Source organism: Micromonospora sp. NPDC049151, assembly GCF_040648395.1.
Classification (GTDB): Bacteria; Actinomycetota; Actinomycetes; order Mycobacteriales; family Micromonosporaceae; genus Micromonospora.
Window position 1 is genome coordinate 98,782 of sequence record NZ_JBEZDP010000018.1, and the last position, 16,424, is coordinate 115,205.

At 71.9% G+C, this 16,424-nt stretch carries 12 protein-coding genes; 5 read left to right on the forward strand and 7 right to left on the reverse strand.

Annotation, left to right across the window (positions count from 1 at the left end):
* Nucleotides 1-167 precede the first annotated feature (167 nt).
* Nucleotides 168-5,663: a pullulanase-type alpha-1,6-glucosidase gene (gene pulA, locus AB0B20_RS20850; RefSeq protein ID WP_357472577.1), complete on the reverse strand. Its 5,496-nt coding sequence runs from the start codon at nt 5,661-5,663 to the stop codon at nt 168-170.
* 142 nt (nt 5,664-5,805) lie between these two features.
* Nucleotides 5,806-6,456, reverse strand: a complete 651-nt coding sequence (locus AB0B20_RS20855) for a cellulose binding domain-containing protein (RefSeq protein ID WP_357472580.1) — start codon at nt 6,454-6,456, stop codon at nt 5,806-5,808.
* Between the two features lie 196 nt (nt 6,457-6,652).
* Here AB0B20_RS20855 and AB0B20_RS20860 point away from each other — a divergent pair, with 196 nt between their 5' ends.
* Nucleotides 6,653-7,252, forward strand: a complete 600-nt coding sequence (locus AB0B20_RS20860; protein WP_357472583.1) for a GNAT family N-acetyltransferase — start codon at nt 6,653-6,655, stop codon at nt 7,250-7,252.
* 39 nt (nt 7,253-7,291) lie between these two features.
* Here the strand turns inward: AB0B20_RS20860 and AB0B20_RS20865 are convergent, their stop codons facing one another.
* Nucleotides 7,292-7,945: a GPP34 family phosphoprotein gene (locus AB0B20_RS20865; RefSeq protein WP_357472586.1), complete on the reverse strand. Its 654-nt coding sequence runs from the start codon at nt 7,943-7,945 to the stop codon at nt 7,292-7,294.
* Between the two features lie 198 nt (nt 7,946-8,143).
* Between AB0B20_RS20865 and AB0B20_RS20870 the strand changes: the two genes are divergently transcribed.
* Nucleotides 8,144-9,655, forward strand: coding sequence for an APC family permease (locus AB0B20_RS20870; protein ID WP_357381132.1), 1,512 nt, complete (start codon nt 8,144-8,146; stop codon nt 9,653-9,655).
* 48 nt (nt 9,656-9,703) lie between these two features.
* Here AB0B20_RS20870 and AB0B20_RS20875 read toward each other — a convergent pair whose 3' ends face one another.
* On the reverse strand, nt 9,704-10,093 hold the full coding sequence (locus tag AB0B20_RS20875; RefSeq protein WP_357381130.1) for a hypothetical protein: 390 nt from the start codon (nt 10,091-10,093) through the stop codon (nt 9,704-9,706).
* A 41-nt stretch (nt 10,094-10,134) separates the two neighbouring features.
* A complete protein-coding gene (locus AB0B20_RS20880; RefSeq protein ID WP_357472589.1) occupies nt 10,135-10,860 on the reverse strand; it encodes a hypothetical protein in 726 nt (241 codons plus the stop codon).
* Here AB0B20_RS20880 and AB0B20_RS20885 point away from each other — a divergent pair.
* Both AB0B20_RS20885 and AB0B20_RS20890 read left to right on the forward strand, forming a co-directional pair.
* Nucleotides 10,859-11,047, forward strand: a complete 189-nt coding sequence (locus tag AB0B20_RS20885; RefSeq protein ID WP_141708223.1) for a hypothetical protein — start codon at nt 10,859-10,861, stop codon at nt 11,045-11,047. The two genes, AB0B20_RS20880 and AB0B20_RS20885, sit on opposite strands and share 2 nt — an antisense overlap.
* A gap of 32 nt (nt 11,048-11,079) precedes the next feature.
* Entirely contained in the window at nt 11,080-11,886 is an 807-nt protein-coding gene (locus tag AB0B20_RS20890; protein ID WP_357472592.1) for a hypothetical protein, read from the forward strand.
* A gap of 453 nt (nt 11,887-12,339) precedes the next feature.
* On the opposite strand, the gene AB0B20_RS20895 is transcribed toward AB0B20_RS20890, so the two are convergent.
* Nucleotides 12,340-12,993, reverse strand: coding sequence for a DedA family protein (locus tag AB0B20_RS20895; RefSeq protein ID WP_357472595.1), 654 nt, complete (start codon nt 12,991-12,993; stop codon nt 12,340-12,342).
* A gap of 23 nt (nt 12,994-13,016) precedes the next feature.
* On the reverse strand, nt 13,017-13,373 hold the full coding sequence (locus AB0B20_RS20900; RefSeq protein ID WP_357472599.1) for a VOC family protein: 357 nt from the start codon (nt 13,371-13,373) through the stop codon (nt 13,017-13,019).
* Between the two features lie 156 nt (nt 13,374-13,529).
* Here AB0B20_RS20900 and AB0B20_RS20905 point away from each other — a divergent pair, with 156 nt between their 5' ends.
* Nucleotides 13,530-16,385: an aconitate hydratase gene (locus AB0B20_RS20905; RefSeq protein ID WP_357472603.1), complete on the forward strand. Its 2,856-nt coding sequence runs from the start codon at nt 13,530-13,532 to the stop codon at nt 16,383-16,385.
* The last annotated feature ends 39 nt before the right edge of the window (nt 16,386-16,424 follow it).

Genomic DNA, 16,424 nt, shown 5'->3' on the forward strand with positions numbered 1-16,424 from the left:
CAACAACGAAGGACGCGTCAAGCTCGACGACAAGTCCCTCATCAGCAACAACGACCCCACCAACTGCGCCAACACCGTCGAGGACTGCTTCAACTGACCTGACGGTCCGGGGTATGCGACCGGCCCCCCGCCACTGTGACGTGGCGGGGGGCCGGTCGGCCGTACGGTCAGCTCTGGACGAACACCGCGACGCTGCGCGCGGGCACCGTGAACGTGCCGGCGCCCCTGTCGAACGACGCGGTACGCAGCTCCGGGTCGGCCGAGTTCCGCAGCACCGGGTGCAGCGCCACGTTCGCCCCACGCAGCCCGGTGACTGTCTGCTTCGCCGTCTCCGGGGTGGCGTTGAAGACGACTGTCACCGACTTCCACTTCCCGTCCAGTCCGCGCGCGTCGAGCGTCATGGTGAGCACGCCCGGCGTCTCCTTCGTTCCGGACACCGGGAACGCCACCCGCTTCTGCACCTGCTCGGCGGTGTCGAGGCCGAACACCGGCGAGGACCGGCGGATGCGCAGCAGCTCCGCGTACCGGGCGTCGGCCAGGTCGATCGCCGCGCAGTCCGGCACCAGCGACGGATCGGCCAGCAGCGGCTTCGCGTACGACCACTTGTCCTTGTTGTCGGCCTCCGGTGGCAGGCCGGCGCCGAACCCGTTGCCCTGGGCGCAGTCCCACCGGATCTGGTTGAACCAGTCACCGGAGTTGTACGAGTTGCGGTCCAGCGACTTCGAGCGCAACCGCTCCGAGCCGGTGGTGACGAACCCGGCGCCCTGCCCGAGCGCGGTGGTCGACAGCGCGAGCACCTGCATCCGGGCCCGATCCTGCGCCGAGGTCCCCTGCGGCAGCTTGTACGCCAGCGCGTCGTAAAGGATCTCGTTGTCGTGGGCGTCGACGTAGGTGACCGCCTCGCCCGGCGCGGCGGTGTACCCGGCCGGAGCGCCGTTGTAGTCGACCTGCGCGCCGGTGACCCGCTTGCCGGTGGAGTCGGTGAACCGGTAGCCGCGCAGGTTACCGGTCAGCCCCACCTTGATCAGGTCGTGCTGGTGCAGCAGCCGGGCCCGCTGCTCGGCGGCCGAGCCGTTCACCTCGTCACCGTTCGGGTCGGTGTAGAGGCCGGAGGCGAAGCCCTGCACCCGCGGGTTGGCGTCGAACGGGCCGCCGCCGCGAACCGCGTCGCGGAGCCGGTCGTTGAACGTGCCGATGCCGGTGCCGGCCATGTTGGCCTGGGTCGCCTGGGTGAACCGGGCGTCGTCGGCGACCTCGCCGAAGTTCCAGCCCTCGCCGTAGAGCAGGATCCTCCGCCCGTCCACGCCGTCGCGGGCGAGCGTGAGCTTGTCCAGCGCGGCCCGTACGGCCAGGATGTTCGCCTTCGGGTGGTGGCCCATCAGGTCGAACCGGAAACCGTCGACCTTGTACGCCTTGGCCCAGGTGACCAGCGAGTCCACCACGAGCTTGCCCATCATGGCGTGCTCGGGGGCGGTGTTGGCGCAGCAGGTGGAGTTGGCGACGGTCCCGTCCTCCAGCAACCGGTGGTAGTAGCCCGGCACCACCTGGTCGAGCACCGACTTCGGGTCGGCGCCGGCGGCCGAGGTGTGGTTGTAGACCACGTCCATGACCACCCGCAGGCCGGCCTTGTTCACTCCGGCGACCATCTGGCGGAACTCGGTGGTGCGCTTCGCGCCGTTCGGGTCGGTGGCGTACCCGCCCTCGGGCACCGTGTAGTGCAGCGGGTCGTACCCCCAGTTGTAGCCGTCGGTGCCGGCGACCGCCGCGACGCACTTCTGCTGCTTGTCGGAGTCCGGCGGCAGCGCGTCCAGGTCGCAGTCCGGCCGGGCCTGGTCGGCCCGCTTCTCCGGGATGGTGGCGAAGTCGAAGGCCGGCAGCAGGTGCAGGTGGTTGACCCCGGCGTCGCCGAGCTTGCGCAGGTGCTTCATGCCGGCGGTGTCCGGGTCGGTGAACGCCAGGTAGGTGCCCCGCCGGTCGGCCGGGACGGTGGTGTCGGCGATGGAGAAGTCCCGCACCGACAGCTCGGAGATCTGCACCTTCGCCGCCGGCGGCGCGGCCGGTTTGCGCAGGTCGGCCCAGCCGGCCGGCGCGAGCGCCGGGTCGGTCAGGTCGACGATCTGGCTGTGTGTGGAGTCCGGCGCCAGCGCCACGGAGTACGGGTCGGTCACCGACGCGGTGACCATCTTCTGCGTGGCCGGCTGCCACGCCTGCACCCGGTAGCGGTAGTAGCGGCCGTTCCACGCCTTCGTGCCGCGCACCGACCAGACGCCGGTGCGGTCGTCGCGGCGCATCGCCACGGTGGCCGGCTGCGCCGTGGGCGAGTCGAACAGTTCCAGCGACACCGTGCGCGCGGTCGGCGCCCACACCGCCAGCGTGGGCACCCGTCCGGCGAACGTCGGGCCGAGCTTCGCGCCGGTCGCCGCCGCGTAGACGTCGTCGAGCACGCCGGGGATCTGCACGCCGGTGGCGGCGAGCAGCGCGCCCTCGGCGTCCCGCTCGGTGACCACGATCTGGCCGCGCAGCGCCGCCGGCACCTTGCCCAGGTCGACGCGGTCCAGCGAGAAGGCGCGATAGGCCCAGAGATGGGGGTACGCCTGCCGTTGCGCCTCGGTCAACCCGTTGCGCTGCGCCCGCAGCGGGATCGTGGTGTACGTGCCGGTCAGCTCGCCGTCGGCGAGGCCGATCCCACCGGCCGGGGCGACGGCGAGCGCGTACCGCCTGCCGTCGGTCGGCCCGGTGGCCCAGGCGACTGTGGACCTGTCGATCCACTGCGCCTTCTGCTTGGTCAGGTCGAGATCCTTGGCGGCGCCGGACGTGGTGGTCGGCAGCAGCCGCCCCTTCACGCCGGCGAGCAGCCACACCTCGCGTCCGGCGGAGGCGAAGTCGAGCCGCTGGTCCTCGGGCTGGTCCTTCTCGTCGCCGGAATGAATGATGTAGCTCAGCCCGGTCGCCCCGGCGGCGAGGGGCACCCGGAACACCGCGCCGTACGCGTCGATCTTCTCCGGCTTGAGCGGGGCGGCCCAGTCGGTCGGGTTCGCCGCGCCGTCCCACAGGTGCAGGCCCCAGCCGTCGTACTTCCCGTCGGCCTTGCGCCAGTGGATCAGCGCGGTGTCCTGGGCGACGGGCGGGTCCGGTTCGCCGGTGGCGGCCTGCCTCGTCGGGTAGACCGCCGGGTCGCCCTGCTTGACCCAGACCTCGCCGGTGGCAGTCACGTCGATGGTGCGGTCGTTCGCCACGTCCTTGTTGCCGTCGCCGTCGATCACGAGGAAACCGACCGACTTCGCGCCGGGCTTGAGCTTTACCCAGGCGAACCGGCCGTAGGAGTCCTCACCGGCGAACGGCTGCCCGGCGGGCCACTGCGTCACGTACGCCGGGTCGATGTCGCCCCAGGCGTAGAGCCGCCAGTCGTCGTACCCGCCGGCCGGGCGCTGGTAGTGCACGATCGCCCAGTCCCGCGACGCGCCCTGCGCCGGGGTGCCGACCGTGCCGGTGGCGCGGGCGGTGGCGGTGCGGCCCTTGCCGTCGCGGACCACCGCCTTGTACTCCACCCGGGTGCCGCCGGGCAGGCCGGTAAGGTCGTGGTGCACGGTGTACGGCGCGCGGTGCGCGCTGCCGAGCAGCGTCCACTTCCCGCCCGCGACCCGGGCGGCGAACGTGACCGAGGCGAGCGGGTCGCCGGTGACCTGGGCGGTGACGGCGACCTTGCCGGGGACCGGGTCGCCGCCCGGCTCGGTGATCGTGATCTTCGGGGCCCCGGCCTGCGGGATCGCCCGGTCGGCCTTGAGCACCAGCGCCGACATGGCCGGCACGGTGACGCTCAGCTTGCCGTCCGTGCCGGCCGTCGCGCCCGCGGCGCCGCCGTACACGCCGGTGAAGCGGGCGCCGGCCGACCAGGTGTCCACTGTGACAGTCTGCGGTGTCGCGGCGTTGTTCACCGCCGCCACGTACTCGATCCGGTCGGCGGGCAGCACGCGGGAGAACGCGAACACGCCCGGCCCGTCGGCCGCGTACCGGGTCACCTGCACGCCGTCGCGCAGCGCCGGGTGCGCCGCCCGCAGCTCGCCCAGCTCGGCGATGGTCCGGTAGAGCGGGTGGCGGGTGTCGTACTGGTCGACGGCGTGGGTGCGGGTGGTGCCGATCAGGTCGTCGTCGAGGTAGTCGGCGGTCCGCGAGGCGAACATGTCCTGCCGGGCGTCCTTGTCGCCGCCCGGCCCGGTGAAGCCCTGCTCGTCACCGGAGTAGACGACCGGCTGGCCGCGGGTGAGGAACATGAGCTGGTGGGCGAGCCGGCTGCGGCTCAACTGGGTGGCGTCGTCACCGCCGGCGGCGGCGACGAACGAGCCGATCCGGCCCATGTCGTGGTTGCCCAGGAACGTGGTGAGCCGGTTGGCGTTCGTGTCCCGCGCCGAATACAGGTCGTCCTTGGCGTAGACGTCGGCGAGCGTCCTGGCCGAGCCGTCGGCGGCGGCGTACCCGCGTGCCGCCTCCTGGAAGGAGAAGTCGAGCGTGGCGGGCAGCCCGCCCTGCCGTACGTACGTCGACTGGATCTCCTGCTCGGCGCTGTAGACCTCGCCGAACATGAAGAAGTCCTTCTTGCCGGCCTTCTTCGCGGCGGCGTCGATTCCGCCGGCGAACTGCGGCCAGAAGTCGAGGTTGGTGTGCTTGACGGTGTCGAGGCGGAACCCGTCCACGCCGACCTTGCCGATCCACTGGGCGTAGATGTCGGTCATGCCGCGGACCACCTCGGGACGCTCGGTCCACAGGTCGTCAAGGCCGAAGAAGTCGCCGTACTCGCTGTTCTCCCCGGCGAAGGTGGAGTCACCGCGGTTGTGGTACATGGTCGGGTCGTTGAGCCACGCCGGCACCTTGACCTTCGCGTCGGCCGGGGTGGCGAACACCGGGGTGTACGGGAACGACTTGTCGTTCACCGCCGGGAACCTGCGCGTACCGTCGGCGTAGTTGCGGTCCTCGAAGGGGCGCCCCTGCGCGTCGCGGTAGGGGGCGGTCTTCTTGTCCACGTAGCCGTACTTGTCCTCGGCGTACCGGATCACGTCGGCGGTGTGGTTGACGATGATGTCCAGGTAGACCTTGATGCCCCGCCGGTGGGCCAGGTCGACCAGCTTCTTCAACTCGGCGTTGGTGCCGAAGTGCGGGTCGACCTGGGTGAAGTCGGTGATCCAGTAGCCGTGGTAGCCGGCCGAGACGTCCGCGCCGGCGCCCTGCACCGGCCGGTTCTTGAAGATCGGGGCGAGCCAGATGGCGGTGGTGCCGAGACCCTGGATGTAGTCCATCCGGTCGATCAGGCCCTTGAGGTCGCCGCCGTGGTAGAAGCCCTTGTCGGCCGGGTCGAGGCCGGTGGTGAGCCGGCCGCCGGTCAGGCCGCCGGTGTCGTTGCGCCTGTCGCCGTTGGCGAAGCGGTCGGGCAGGACGAAGTAGAACTGCTCGGCCTTCGCCGTGTTGGTGGCGGCCTCGAGGAGTGCGTCAGGGGACGGCTCGCGGTTCCACTGGGGAGCGTTGCCGGCGGCCAGGACGTCGGGGGTGGCGGCCGGTCCGGCGGCGTCGGCGCCGAGCTGGTGGAGGGCCACCGGCACGCCGACGAGAGTGAGCACGAGGGAGGTGACCAGGGCGAGCAGCGCCTTGGGGGATATCGGCGGGGGTTTCATCGACGGCCTTTCTCTGGTCGCTGATTCGCCCGCACGCTAGCCCTTGCCGAAACATTCTGCAATACCTTGCAAACCATGCCGCAACAAAGCAGTTACCTTGCAAGGGAGGCGCATATGCCGGCCCCGCCCCGGGGTGCCGGACCTACCGCTCGGCGCAGGGCGTGCCGTCGACGGTGCAGCTCGCCGGACGCGTGCCGGCACGCTCGATGTGGAAGCGCACCGGCAACGACTGCCCGGGGGCCAGGTCGAATCCGCTGCGGTAGGTGAACACGCCGTCGGCGAAGCCGAAGACGCCCTGCTCGGCGCCCTCGACCCAGGCGGTGACCAGCCGGCCACCGGGGAAAACCGCCCGCACCGTCCAGCCGTGCGGCGTACGCGCGGTGTTGACGAGCAGCACCTCACCGATGAAACCGCCGTCGAAGGAGCTCATCACGCTGTACCGGCCGGCCACCGCCGAGGAGGGCGCGGGCGGCGAGGGCGGAGGCGGCGGGGGCAGCACCGGCCGGGCCACGCCCCGCGGGCTCGGCGGCGGCGCGGCCGGCGTCGGCCGTGCGGGCAGCATCGTGGACCGGGGTGACAGGCCCGGCACCGGCGCGGTGGCGGCGACCGGCGAGGGGCCGGTGGCGCTGACCGCCGTGGGCGTCAGCGGCATGCCGGGCAGCGACATCACCGGATCGGCCGGTCCGGCCGACGGGAACGTGCTGCGGCCCCGCACCGAACCGAGCGCCACCACCAGCAGGACCACCATCACGAGCGCCCCGGCGGCGACGAGGATCCAGGGGGACGAGGTCATGGCGGCCCCGGGCTGCGGTCCGGGACGACGCGTGCGGGACATGGTCCTCCTGTCGGGGTCCGGGCCAGAGTAGCCACCCGGACCGGGTCGCGGCGAGCATCGCTGTCGAGCCCTGCCGCACGGCACCGCACACCTGATACCTTGCACGCCGATCAATGACCACAATGGCTCGTCGAGCCGGTAGGACGGTTGGCCAGTGACTGAGTGGCAGGGCAGTATCCGGCGGGCGTCCGCGGCCGACGCCGCCGCCGTGACAGCGATTCTCGCCGAGGCGTTCATGCGGGATCCGGTGAGCGGCTGGGTCTTCCCCGACGACGACCACCGCGCGCGGGTCCATGCCGCCTTCTTCGGACCGTTCGTCGCGCTGGCGCTGCGCACCGGTGAGGTGTACGTCGCCGGTGACGGGCTGGGGGCCACGCTGTGGCTGCCCACCGGCGAGGGCCACGACGCCGAGGACAGCGGCGAGTTCGACGGGATGGAGGCCGCGATCGGCGCGGAGGCCATGAAGCGGTTCGCCATGCTGGACGAGATGATGAGCGCCCGGCACCCGGGTGAGCCGCACTGGTACCTGCCCTTCATCGGCGTGCACCCGGACCATCACGGCAAGGGCGTCGGGTCGGCACTGCTGCGTAACAGGCTGGCCGAGCTGGATCAGGCCGGCACGGCGGCGTACCTGGAGGCCAGTTCGCCGCGCAACGCCGCGCTCTACGAGCGGCTCGGGTTCCGGCGCCGCCCGGTCACACTCGACCTGCCGGAGGGCCCCAGCCTCTACCCGATGTGGCGCGACCCGGCCTGACCGGTGCCGTCCCGCCCCGGCTCGGCCCGGGGCGGGACGTCATCGCCGTACCGTGGTGGTGCTGACGTCGAGCGCGCTCACGACGGCGGCCAGCAGCCCGTCGAGCTGCGCCGGCAGGAACCGGCGGCAGTCGCGCATCCGCGTGGCCACCTGCGGGTCGAAGATGTGCGCGGCCAGCCCGACCGCCTCGGCGAGCGTCGCCAGCAGCAGCGTGCCCGGGTCCAGCTCGGCCGGGGACGAGTGCATCAGCATCGCGGTCAGCCGCACCCGCGGTGAGGCCGCCTGGTTCGGGTCGTTGGCCGGCCAGCGCACCGCGCGGCCGATCAGCTTGCCCTGCTCGCGGCGGAGCACGCCGGCGGTGACCAGCCGGGTGCCCACCCGTTCGTTGATGTTGAGCTGGGTCCGCAGGTAGCGGATCCACAGCCGGGCCGGATGCGCTCCCTCGCGGCGCAGGATCTCGGTTATCAGCAGGTCGGTGAGCGGCTCCTGCCACAGCCGCGGATCCACCGCGGCGATCCCCCCTCCGTCGAGGGCGATCCGGCCCTCGAACATCAGCTCGGCGAGCGCGGCGCCGGCCAGCCCGCACTCCAGCCGGTCGACGGCGACGTGTGGCTTGCCGGTGAACTCGTCATGTCCGATAAGGAACAGCGCATCCGCAAGCCGGTAAGTGGCCTGCGCCCCGGGGTAGGTCATGGTCCATCCTCGAACGGTGGCCGTGATCGTCGACACGGGACGGTACGGCATGACCACGCACAGCTCAATTCCGCCGGATCACGCGCACCCCAATCGATATCGAAGCGGGGTTGTCACAATACGTGATCACCAATACCCTGCTTCAGGTTGTTCCGAAGTAGACACCTCAATCCCCTTACCCCCTCCCCTGGAGAAGCCTTGTCCTCCGATCCGTTCTTCTCCGACGGTGGGCTGCGCCGCGGTCGTCTCGGCACCGCTCACCTCGTCTTCTTCACCGTCGCGGCGTCCGCCCCGCTGACCGTTCTCGGCGGTGGTGTGACCACCATGTACGCGGTCAGCGGCAACATCGGCGCCGCGCTCGGATACGTGCTGCTCGCCGCCGTGCTCGCCGTCTTCGCCACCGGCTACGCCGCGATGAGCCGGTACGTCGCCAACGCGGGCGCGTTCTACGCGTACATCGCCAACGGCCTCGGCCGGGCCGGCGGGGTGGCCGGCTCGGCGGTCGCGCTGGCCGCGTACAACGCGATCCAGATCGGTCTGTACGGCCTGCTCGGCGCGATCCTGGGCGACTTCATGGACGCCAAGACCGGCATCAGCCTCGACTGGTGGGTCTGGGCGCTGCTGGCCTGGGTGTTCATCGGCGCGCTCGGTGTGCTGCGCATCGACCTCAACGCCACGGTGCTCGCGGTGCTGCTCATCCTCGAGTGCGTGGCCGTGCTGATCTTCGACCTGGTGGCCTTCGCCAACCCGGACGGCGGCGCCGTGACCACCGCGGGCATCAGCCCCGGCCACCTGTTCGGCGCCGGCTTCGGCGCGGTGCTCGCGTTCACCATCGCCTCCTTCACCGGATTCGAGAGCGGCGCCATCTACAGCGAGGAGGTCAAGGACCCGCGGCGCACCGTGGCCCGGGCCACCTACATCGCTGTCGCGTTCACCGGCCTGTTCTACGCCTTCTCCGCCTGGGCGCTGACCGTGCTCACCGGCCCGGAGAACGCACCGGCGGCGAGCGCCGAGGCCGGTCCGGGCATCATCTTCGGCGCGCTCGACCAGTACACCGGCGCCGTCGTCGCGGACATCGCCAACGTCCTGTTCATCACCAGCGTGCTGGCCGCCCTGCTGTCGTTCCACAACGGCGTGGCGCGCTACCTGTTCGCGCTCGGCCGGGAGCGGGTCCTGCCGCGCTTCCTCGGCGCCACCTCCAGCCGCAGCGGCGCGCCGGTCGCGGGCTCGGTGGTCCAGAGCGTCCTGGCGGTGGTGGTGTTCCTGGCGTTCGCGATGACCGGCCGTGACCCGGTCATCGACCTGTTCACCTGGCTGTCCGGCGCGGCCGCTGTGGGTGTCGTGCTGCTGATGACGCTCACCTCGGCCGCCGTTGTCGGCTTCTTCCGCGGCCGTCCCGGCCCGGAGAGCGCGTGGCAGCGGTCGATCGCTCCGGCGCTCGGCACGATCCTGCTCACCGCCGTGCTGCTGGTGCTGCTGTTCAACTTCGACGCGCTGCTCGCCCCCGACACCGCGAGCTACCTGAAGTGGCTGCTGCCGGCGATCCCGGTGGCGGCGGGCGTGCTCGGCCTGCTGTGGGGCGTGGTGCTGCGCACCAGCCGGCCGGAGACGTACCGCCGGATCGGCCAGGTCACCGAGGAGGGCCTGCACGAGCCCGGCCTGCACCCGGCCCCCGAGGCCGAGCGCTGGGCCGGCGCCCACCACCGCTGACACCGGTGTGGCGGCCGGCCCGCGCGGCCGGCCGCCACAGCGGCACGATCAGGCGGTACGGATGACGGTGCAGATCATCGGGCCGTCGTCGGTGGCCCGCAGCAGGTAGCGGTAGCGCTCGCCGGGCACCGCGCCGCCCTGGCTGTCCAGGAACTCCCAGCGCACCGCCACCTCGGTGAGCAGCGCCGAGATCTGCTGTACGTCCTCGATCTGCGCGTTGGCGGCGACGAGTTCCCGCTCCTGGTAGTCGGGGGCGGCGCCGACGAAGCTGAGTGCCACCGCCGCGGGCGAGGTGAACGAGAAGCTGTAGGTGTCGGCGACCACCAGCCCGGGCAGGGCGTAGCAGCCGGCGATGGCCGGCACGTCGGCGGTGGTCAGCGCCACGCCGTACCGGTCGAAGAAGTCGGTGAGCGTGTCGAGGTCGGTGGAAGCCGTCACGACGCTCCTCATTACCGGCCCGCGCCGGCGGCAAACCTTCCTCAGCGCGGCGGGACCCGCACCTCGATCTCGGCGCCGAGGTGCGCGCCGCCGCTGAGGCCCAGGTCGTCGCCGCTCCAGAACCGGCCCGGGTCGTACCAGTTGGGCCGCCGGCCGGCGGGCAGCAGACCCATCGCCTCGTAGGTCACCGCCACCACCTCGGCGCAGTACGCCGTCTCCAGCGCGTTGTCGCTGTTCCTACCCCCGTCCGCGGTCTCGCCCCCGTCCACACTTCCGCCTCCGTCACCGGTGCGGCCCCGGTCGCCGATCCTTCCCGTGACGGCACCGAGGTTCAGGCGGCGCGGATCCGGCAGCCGGCCCCGGGCCCACCGCCAGGCGAGCTGCGCGGTGGACGGGAACGGCGTCCCGTCCAGCCGTGCCACGGTACGCAGCACCGCCTCCTCCATCGCGGTGTCGGCCGGCGGTTCGAGCTGGCGCAGCCAGCCCCGCTGGCCGTACCGGTTGGCCCAGACGCAGACCGCGTCCCGCAGGTCGTGCAACTGCACCCCGCGCTGGTGGGTGCCGGTCCACATGTCCGGCAGCGTTCGGCCCAGCTCGGCGTGCCACATCAGCGGCGGCATGTCGTCGAGCACCACGGCCATGCCCACGTGGTTCACCGGGCTGTTCGTGGTGAACTGGATGGCCCGGTCGGGCACGCTGCGTCCGCGGAACACCCACAGATCGCCGGTACGGGTCAGCTCCACGGCCTCGTCCAGGCTGATGCTCATGGAGGACTACCCTATGCGGATGCGGCAACGGATGCGGTGGTGGAAGGTACTCGGTCTCGCGGGTCTCGCCGGCGTCGCGGCGACCGGAGTGGTGGTCGCCCGGGCGGAACGGCGACGCCGGGCGTACACGCCGGAGGAGATCCGGGACCGGCTGCGCGAGCGGCACGCCAAGGCCTCCTCGTCCTGATCGGACGGTCGGATTCTCCTACCATCGCAACGATGGAGACCGTTTTCTGGGAGAGTCCGTTCGTCCTCGATCCCCCACCGGCCGCCGTGGAGCGGCACGGCGACGTCGACCTGCACGTGCCCACCGGCGACGGGCGGCATCCCGCGGTGGTCGTCGTGCACGGCGTACCGGGCCCGCCCGACGCCCCCGACGCGCGGGACTGGCCGCTCTACCGGGGTTACGGCGCGCTGCTCGCCGAGGCCGGCGTGCTGGCCGCGATCCCCCGGCTCACCGTGGCGAGCCCGGACGACATGTACGCGGTCGCCGCGCGGGTGGCCGACGCCGCCGCGCAGCTCCGCGCCGATCCGCGCGTCGATCCCGACCGGCTCGGCCTCTGGTTCTTCTCCGGCGCCGGCCTGCTGCTCGGTGACTGGCTCCGCGACCCGCCCGCCTGGCTGCGCGGCGTGGCCGCGACCTATCCCCTGCTGGCCCCGCTGCCCGGATGGCCGCCGGTCGACCCGCGCTTCCGCCCGATCGACGCCCTCGACCCGCCCGCAGACGCGGTCGTCGACGCCGCACGGGGGGAGGGCGCGACGCGGCCGGCGGAGGGCGCGGCGCGGCCGGCGGAGGGCGCGGCGCGGCCGGCGCTCGTGCTGACCCGGGCCGGGCGGGAGCGGCCCGAGGTCGCCCCCACCATCGAGGCGTTCACCGCAGTCGCGCGGCGGCGCGGCATCCCGCTGCACGTGGTGGACGTGCCGAACGGGCAGCACGGCTTCGACGCGCTCGATCACACAGAGGAGTCCCGCGCCGCCGTCCGCACCGCCCGAGACACCCTGCTGACCCTCCTCACCACCCCCTGACCCCACCCCGCCCCGTCCCGAGCACAGGCCGCACAAGATCTTGGTATGAAACGGCCCCTCTGAGAGCCCCTGGAGGGGCCGTTTCGTACCAAGATCTCCACCGACTCACCACCCTGCCCCGGCGATCATGAAGTTGACTGCGGTCTCTGTCTGATTTGTCGCCGCCAACTTCATGATCACCGGGTCGAGGGCGGGGGAGGGCGGAGGGCAAGGGCAGGGACGGGGGTAGGCGGTCGGTCGGCGCCAGGGATCGCGCGCACCCCGTCCACCCGGCGCACTCCGACCGGCCGGGCCCCGCCCGCGCTCCATCCCGCTCTCCTCCCCTGCCTCCCGCCCTCATCGCCATCGGTGATCAAGGAGTTTGGGTCACTGCGAGAGCCGCCGCAGGACGCGAACTCCTTGATCACCGGGAAGGGCCCCCGGGGGGCGAGGGCGGGAGGGGGGCGGGGTGGGTCAGCGGTCGGCTGTGGGGAGGGGGGTGGGCTCCTCGGGGGTCTCCACCGGCTCCAGGCGCTTGGCGCGGCGGCGCAGCCACGCGGTGCTGGCCACGCCGGCCAGCACCGCCAGCACCAGCCCGGCCCAGGAGATGTCCTTGAGCCAGTGCTCGGCGGCCTGCCCGACGTAGAACAACAGGTAGGTGGTGCCGAACGCCCAGACCAGCCCGCCTGCCGCGTTCGCGACCAGGAACCGGCGGTACGGCACGCGCAGCGCCCCGGCGAGCGGCCCGGCGAGGATGCGCAGCAGCGCGACGAACCGCCCGAAGAACACCGCCCAGACGCCGTGCCGGGCGAAGCTCAGCTCGGCGCGGGCCAGGTGTGCCGGGCCGAGGTGTTTCGGGAAGCGCCGGCCGAGCCGTTCCAGCAGGGGACGGCCACCGCGCCGGCCCACCGCGTACCCGATGGAGTCGCCGACGATGGCGCCGGTGGCCGCGGCGGCGGCCACCCACTCGGGCCCGACCGCGCCGGTGGCGGCGAGCAGAGCGGCGCTGACCAGCACGATCTCGCCGGGGAGCGGGATACCCATGCTCTCCACGCCGATCACGCCGCCCACGAGCAGGCAGATCAGGGCCGGCGGGAGCGCGGCGAGCCAGTGCTGAACGTCGACCACCAGTCGACCCTACCCGCGCCGGGTCAGCCCGCGGGGGCCAGGAACTCCAGCCGGTTGCCGTGCGGGTCGTACGTGTGGAACCGCCGCATGCCGGGAATCTCGTCGTCGCCCCAGGTCACGGTGTGCCCGGCGGCGTCCAGGCGGGCGGCCAGCTCGTCCAGGTCGGTGCGCACGAGCGCGGGGTGCGCCTTGCGGGCGGGACGGAAGTCGTCCTCGACGCCCAGGTGCAGTTCGGCGTCGTACCCGGTGAACCAGCAACCACCGCGGGCGGCGAGGGCCGGGGGTTTGGGCTTCTCGGTGAGGCCGAGCAGGCCGGTGTAGAAGGAGCGGGACGCGTCCTCGGAGCCGCGGGGGCAGGCGAGCAGGACGTGATGGATCATGGTGGCACCTCCTCGTCCCGCAGCGTGGCACGAGGTTGCGTGAATAGCAAGACGGACGTACGGTTTTGTAGAGACCGACGCAGGTAAGTGTTGCCTAAGCAGGGCAGCGCCCCGGTCGGTGCGACAAACTGCTCAGGACTACTCACGGTCGCTGGTGTGAAGGAGTACGACGTGGCGAGCCTCGACACCTTCGGTGCGAAGACCCAGCTACGCGTCGGAGACGCGAGCTACGAGATTTTCAGGATCGACAAGGTGGAGGGCCACGAGCGGCTGCCCTACAGCTTGAAGATCCTGCTGGAGAACCTGCTGCGGACCGAGGACGGCGCGAACATCACCGCCGACCACATCCAGCAGCTCGGCGCGTGGGACGCCACCGCCGACCCGAGCGTGGAGATCCAGTTCACCCCGGCCCGGGTGCTGATGCAGGACTTCACCGGCGTGCCCTGCGTGGTCGACCTGGCCACCATGCGCGAGGCGGTCCGTGACCTGGGCGGCGACGCCACAAAGGTCAACCCGCTGGCCCCGGCCGAGCTGGTCATCGACCACTCGGTCATCGCCGACCTGTTCGGCCGCGAGGACGCCTTCGAGCGCAACGTCGAGCTGGAGTACGAGCGCAACAAGGAGCGCTACCAGTTCCTGCGCTGGGGCCAGACCGCGTTCAACGAGTTCAAGGTCGTCCCGCCGGGCACCGGCATCGTGCACCAGGTCAACATCGAGTACCTGGCCCGTACGATCATGGAGCGCAACGGCCAGGCGTACCCGGACACGGTCGTCGGCACCGACTCGCACACCACCATGGTCAACGGCCTGGGCGTGCTGGGCTGGGGCGTCGGCGGCATCGAGGCCGAGGCCGCGATGCTCGGCCAGCCGGTCAGCATGCTGATCCCCCGCGTGGTCGGCTTCAAGCTCTCCGGTGAGATGCCGGCCGGCACCACCGCCACCGACCTGGTGCTGACCATCACCGAGATGCTGCGCAAGCACGGCGTGGTCGGCAAGTTCGTCGAGTTCTACGGCCCGGGCGTGAGCGCCGTGCCGCTGGCGAACCGCGCCACCATCGGCAACATGTCGCCGGAGTACGGCTCGACCGTGGCGATCTTCCCGATCGACGCCGAGACCATCCGCTACCTGGAGCTGACCGGCCGCGACGCACAGCAGGTCGCGCTGGTCGAGGCGTACGCCAAGGAGCAGGGCCTCTGGCACGACCCGGAGCGCGAGCCGGAGTACTCCGAGCGCCTGGAGCTGGACCTCGGCACCATCGAGCCGTCGCTGGCCGGCCCGAAGCGCCCGCAGGACCGGGTGCCGCTGGGCAGCGCCAAGACGCTGTTCCGCGCCGCGCTCAGCGACTACGTGGCAGCCGACGAGACCGGCGGCGACCCGGGCCGCAAGCCGGGCGTGCCGCAGCAGGAGAAGCCGTTCGGCGCCGACGGCCCGGCCGACGAGGCGTCGGCCGAGTCCTTCCCGGCCAGCGACTCCCCCGCCAACGGCGTGAACGACCCGGCGGACGCGCCGCGCGACCTGGAGACCGCCGCGGTCGGCGCGGGCGGCCGGGCCAGCAATCCGGTACGCGTGACCGGCGCCGACGGCGTCGAGTACGAGCTGGACCACGGCGCCGTGGTGATCGCCGCGATCACCTCCTGCACCAACACCTCGAACCCGCAGGTCATGATCGGTGCCGCGCTGCTGGCCCGCAACGCGGTGGACAAGGGCCTGGCCCGCAAGCCGTGGGTGAAGACCACCCTGGCGCCGGGCTCGAAGGTCGTCATGGACTACTACGACCGCGCCGGCCTCACGCCGTACCTGGAGAAGCTCGGCTTCAACCTGGTCGGCTACGGCTGCACCACCTGCATCGGCAACTCCGGCCCGCTGCCGGAGGAGGTCTCCGCCGCCGTCAACGACGGTGACCTGGCCGTCGTGTCGGTGCTGTCCGGCAACCGGAACTTCGAGGGCCGGATCAACCCGGACGTCAAGATGAACTACCTGGCGTCCCCGCCGCTGGTGGTCGCGTACGCGCTGGCCGGCACCATGGACATCGACCTGGCGAACGAGCCGATCGGTGAGGACTCCCAGGGCAACCCGGTGTTCCTGCGCGAGATCTGGCCGAACAGCGCCGAGATCCAGGACGTCATCGCCTCGGCGATCGGCGCGACCGGCTTCAGCGCCGCGTACGCCGACGTGTTCGCCGGTGACGAGCGCTGGCAGTCGCTGCCGACCCCGACCGGTGACACGTTCTCCTGGGACGGCGAGTCGACGTACGTGCGCAAGCCCCCGTACTTCGAGGGCATGCGGCAGGAGCCGACCCCGGTGCAGGACATCGCCGACGCGCGGGTGCTGGCCAAGCTGGGCGACTCGGTGACCACCGACCACATCTCCCCGGCCGGTTCGATCAAGGCGGACTCCCCCGCCGGCAAGTACTTGGCCGAGCACGGCGTGGCCCGGCACGAGTTCAACTCGTACGGCTCCCGCCGGGGCAACCACGAGGTGATGATCCGGGGCACGTTCGCCAACATCCGGCTGCGCAACCAGCTCGTCCCGGGTGTCGAGGGCGGCTTCACGGTCAACCACCTGACCGGCGAGCAGACCTCGATCTACGACGCCTCGATGGCCTACCAGGAGGCGGACGTCCCGCTGGTCATCCTGGCAGGCAAGGAGTACGGCTCGGGTTCGTCGCGCGACTGGGCGGCAAAGGGCACGATGCTGCTGGGCGTGAAGGCGGTCATCGCCGAGTCGTACGAGCGGATCCACCGCTCGAACCTGATCGGCATGGGCGTGCTGCCGCTGCAGTTCCCGGGCGGCGACACCGCCGAGTCGCTGGGCCTGACCGGCACGGAGACGTTCTCGATCAGCGGCGTCACCGCACTGAACGACGGCGACACCCCGCGCACCGTCAAGGTCACCACCGACAGCGGCGTGGAGTTCGACGCCGTGGTCCGCATCGACACCCCGGGTGAGGCGGACTACTACCGGCACGGCGGCATCCTGCAGTACGTGCTGCGCCGCATGATCGCGAGCTGAACCCGCGGGGTCAGGGACCACGCCGTGGTCCCTGACCCC